The organism is Nostoc flagelliforme FACHB-838 (assembly GCF_014698065.1).
GTDB classification, from domain to species: domain Bacteria; phylum Cyanobacteriota; class Cyanobacteriia; order Cyanobacteriales; family Nostocaceae; genus Nostoc; species Nostoc flagelliforme_B.
The window spans coordinates 1-3,909 of the sequence record NZ_JACJSI010000487.1; the positions used below are offsets into that span (position 1 = coordinate 1).

Sequence of the window (3,909 nt, forward strand, 5' to 3'; positions counted from 1 at the left end):
AGCACTCCCTCAGTGGACAACTTCAAAGCATTCCGTAAGAAAGTAAAACACATCGTCAACAACTCGAATTATGGTGCTACCACAAAGGCTGAGAAATTAGCCCCGGTAGTAAGAGGTTGGAGAAATTACCATAAGTTCTGCAAGATGGACGGGTCTAGAAACTCGTTATACCACATCCAAAAAAGAGCTTATACGGTATTCAACAATGAGCTTCTAACACTTTTGGCATCGCTAGTTGAGCAGGATTTTGGAAAATTTCCGCAAATGTAGGTTGCTTTCTAGGTTGCTTCAAATAGGCATGAGAATGTAACCCCTCGTCAATAAACTGCTTTACCTGAACTTCTTCAATCTCAAATAATTCTCTATGCGTCCCATTTTGGTGGTTATAGTCGTGCATATTTAATAGCAAACTCAAAATATCAGTCGAAATGCTGCGTTCTCCTGTAACTCCTATGAACTCATAATCTGCTGCAATTTCATTCATAATGTTTGGGATTGCTACCTTTGATTCATATCCTCCATAAGTCCAAATGAAGTCTCCTCGGATAACTAAATCTAGCGGCTGCATTAACGATTTAGTTGGTTTATTAGATCCAGGCAGGACTGTACAACCTGAAGCATCAAATTCCAATGCATGAAAAGGGCAGGTGATTACACTACTGCCATTAGGTTTTGTTATGCACCATCCCTCTGATAGCATTGCACCCATGTGAGGGCAAGCGTTGGGTAAAGCACTAATTACACCGTAATCATTTTGCCAAAGGACGTAATCATTACCTAGCAAAGAAAATTTCATTGGTTTATTTGGCTTAAGCATGGAACGATGTGCCAACAGCCACGGTGCGCCTTGCAGTTGCTTCATAGTTAGAGAAAATTAACTTACTAATTAATCAGTAAGCTTATCAACTTACTGCTGTGCCGTCAATTCATAGATTCAATGCCTTCAATGTTGATGCCTCTTTGATACCATATAAACACAAACACTAAATTTTGATGCAGTGGTTCGACATAGTAAACGAGTTGCCAAATCAGTCCGCCCAGTTCGAGATGCCCAGGTAACACAGCAACAAATTTTGGATGCCGCAGAGTACGAATTTTCACGGCATGGCTTAAACGGTGCGCGTCTGAGTGCGATCGCTAATCGCGCCAAGGTGACAACTGCAACACTTCATTACTATTTTGAGAGCAAGGAAAGCTTATACAAAGCAGCCTTACAACGTCCAGTCGATGAACTTCAAAGCATTTTTGGGCAATTGAATTTTGACGGCTTATCCCCCGAAGAAGCCCTAAAGCAGATTATTCGCATTGCGATTGCCAATGAAGCTCAAAATCCTCAGCGTCAAATGCTCTGGTTTCAGGAAGCAAGTCAGAATCAAGGAGTATATTTCAAGGAATGTAACGTTTTGAGTCTCCATGAGCATCTGCTCAAAATTTTAGAGCAAGGCATTACAGAAGGATATTTTCGCCCCCTCAAACCGTTTTTGGCGCTAACCCATATCTTGAGTATTTGTCTGTTTTACTTCACAGTTCATGAAAACTGGAAGCATCTTACTCCAGAGATTAATCGTCTTAGTCCAGAAATAATTGAGGAACACACCGAAGAAGCAATCACCTTTATTCTGGCAGGTATTAAGCGCTCACATTTATAAACGGAAAGGCTTATCTGGATTTTTAATATTAACTTGTTCCGAAATACTCTTGTTTCAACTTGAAGCCGTTACTTACTCTCAGATAGTTTTCTCAAGTCAATGCTAGTCAGGGAGAAAGTATTAGTTGAAAAGCTGATATTTCATCTTCTTACTTCTCCCCCTTTTTTGTTAATTCATATTAGATGTAAATATGGAAATCGCACTTCAACTTTCCCAAATTAGCAAGTCTTATGGTTCTCACCAAGCCGTGAACAATCTTAGCTTGCAGATTACAGAAGGTTCATTTTATGCTCTTTTAGGCCCCAACGGTGCAGGAAAAACCACTACTCTACGAATGATTGCAGGGTTACTACGACCAGATAAGGGCGATGTTATGATTCTAGGTCATAGTATCAGGCGAGCGCCTCAAAAAGCCAAGCAAACTTTAGCATATCTACCTGATGAACCGCTAATTTACAATAAACTGCGACCTATGGAGTATTTAGAGTTTATTGCTGGGCTTTGGGGAATTAATCCTTCTAAAGCTCAAATCTTAGCCCAAGAAATTCTCAAACAATTAAACTTGTGGGATCACAGAGGAGATTTGAGCGAAACTTTTTCGCGAGGGATGAAACAAAAACTTGCTTTAGCAGGGGCATTAATTCATCAACCGAGAATTCTTATCTTAGATGAACCGTTAACAGGATTAGACGCAGCCGCAGCCCGCTTAGTCAAGAATATGCTTGTTGAATATGTAAATCAAGGTAACACGGTAATTTTAACTACCCATATCATGGAAATTGCCGAGCGTATGGCGCAGCAAATTGGGATTATTAATCATGGACGCTTGATCGCCGAAGGAACTTTAGACGAACTTAGAACTCAAAGTGGTGAGGCAGACGCTAGTTTGGAGACAGTTTTTTTAGAATTGACTCAAAATCATGATGTTGAAGGTGCAATATGAAAGTAGGTACATTACCTTGGATTGTTCATCATGAATTACGTTTGTGGTGGCGTGAAAATACTGTTAGACCTGTAACGATATTTATTGGCAGCATTTCTGTAATTTTGCTTTTAATTTGGGTATGGTTTACGCTGGATGATTTTCAAGACGTTAAATCGTTTCAGACTATACCAGAAAACGCTTTGTGGATTGCAGTAGTAGTCTGGTTGTTTGGATTTTATTATGGCTTTATCCAAGCCATGAGAAGTAGCTTGATGGGGTTATTTGAACGCGGGGATTTGGATTTACTCATATCATCGCCAATTTCAAGTAAAGTGATTTTTGCAAGTCGGGTGTTAGCAATTGCCCTGAAAAACTTTTTCAGTGGTTGTTTGTTTGTAATTCCTGTAAGTTTAATTGCTATATTATTTGGTATTCCTCAACTTTTAGGACTTTACCCAGCTTGGATTAGTATTAATTTAAGCGCCACATGTTTAGCAATGTTGTTTATTTTAGTGCTAGTTCGTGTTCTAGGTGCAAAGCGGGCACGGACTTTTGCTCAAGTTTTGACAGCTTTATTTCCAATTACAATATATTTGAGTTCTCAGTTACCTAATCTCCTCAAAGGTAATAGTAGTACAGAATCGATTTGGTTTCGATTAGAACACTTGCTTGCGTCAGGAAAATTTTTGAGTGCAGATAGTTGGGTTTGGTTTCCTGCCAGAGCTATTTTCTTTGAGCCTGTGTCGGTAATGCTAGTGCTAATAATTAGTAGTGGTTTGACGTGGGTGACGGTGGAAATCTTATATTTGAATCTGCGGTAGAACTAACACACCTGAAAAGCCGGAATTCACAGCAAGCAACATTATACTTAATTTGTACAGTGCCTAAATCCTAGCTTAGATAAAGAGTGCTTAAACTCTTCATATTTAAGCACTCTCCTTATGGAAAGCTATTTTCAGCTATAAACAACAGCTTAGTTGCTGTATTTGTCTATAAAAACTAACTTAAGATAGACTATTATTCATACTTAAGTTAGTTGCAAAAAGTGCTAATGTTAAAAAGTTTTCTAAAACATCTATAACTAGGCTTGAGCGGTTAGTTTCACTTAAAACGTATTTATATTTATTCTCATTATGAGAATGGCTACTTTACTAATATTCAGCAAGTGCAACTGCACAGTACCATGACTTCCACCAAGATTCATTCAATTGTCTGTATTCAGCAATACGGTTCAGTTAAGGCTGAAAGACTGATTAGTGATATGAAATTTAGGAGCTTCAACTCGTTGTCCAGTACCTCTGTGTTTTGGCTTTTTAGAACGAAACTTTGATACAG

The 3,909-nt window shown here is 38.8% G+C and carries 4 protein-coding genes and 1 pseudogene; 4 read left to right on the forward strand and 1 reads right to left on the reverse strand.

Annotated elements, in window-relative coordinates; translation table 11 throughout:
- Positions 1–210: pseudogene (locus tag H6G97_RS47155) on the forward strand (group II intron maturase-specific domain-containing protein); the annotation flags it as partial.
- Here H6G97_RS47155 and H6G97_RS47160 read toward each other — a convergent pair.
- On the reverse strand, positions 200–862 hold the full coding sequence (locus H6G97_RS47160) for a Rieske 2Fe-2S domain-containing protein (RefSeq protein WP_190947260.1): 663 nt from the start codon (positions 860–862) through the stop codon (positions 200–202). The pseudogene H6G97_RS47155 and the gene H6G97_RS47160 sit on opposite strands and share 11 nt — an antisense overlap.
- Positions 863–998: 136 nt before the next feature.
- Between H6G97_RS47160 and H6G97_RS47165 the strand changes: the two genes are divergently transcribed.
- The 3 genes from H6G97_RS47165 (at position 999) to H6G97_RS47175 (ending at position 3,395) form a co-directional block, all read left to right on the forward strand.
- On the forward strand, positions 999–1,649 hold the full coding sequence (locus H6G97_RS47165) for a TetR family transcriptional regulator (RefSeq protein WP_190947261.1): 651 nt from the start codon (positions 999–1,001) through the stop codon (positions 1,647–1,649).
- Between the two features lie 190 nt (positions 1,650–1,839).
- The gene (locus H6G97_RS47170; RefSeq protein ID WP_190947262.1) at positions 1,840–2,592 is read left to right on the forward strand and encodes an ABC transporter ATP-binding protein; all 753 of its coding nucleotides are present in this window, start codon (positions 1,840–1,842) and stop codon (positions 2,590–2,592) included.
- The gene (locus H6G97_RS47175; protein ID WP_190947263.1) at positions 2,589–3,395 is read left to right on the forward strand and encodes a hypothetical protein; all 807 of its coding nucleotides are present in this window, start codon (positions 2,589–2,591) and stop codon (positions 3,393–3,395) included. The genes H6G97_RS47170 and H6G97_RS47175 overlap by 4 nt, the downstream gene beginning before the upstream one ends.
- Positions 3,396–3,909 lie beyond the last annotated feature (514 nt).

What these genes read in the sequence shown, in the direction of transcription:
- H6G97_RS47175 (WP_190947263.1), top strand. Translation starts at nt 2,589, where the DNA reads ATGAAAGTAGGTACATTACCTTGGATTGTTCATCATGAATTACGTTTG.
- H6G97_RS47170 (WP_190947262.1), top strand. Translation starts at nt 1,840, where the DNA reads ATGGAAATCGCACTTCAACTTTCCCAAATTAGCAAGTCTTATGGTTCT.
- H6G97_RS47160 (WP_190947260.1), bottom strand. Translation starts at nt 862, where the DNA reads ATGAAGCAACTGCAAGGCGCACCGTGGCTGTTGGCACATCGTTCCATG.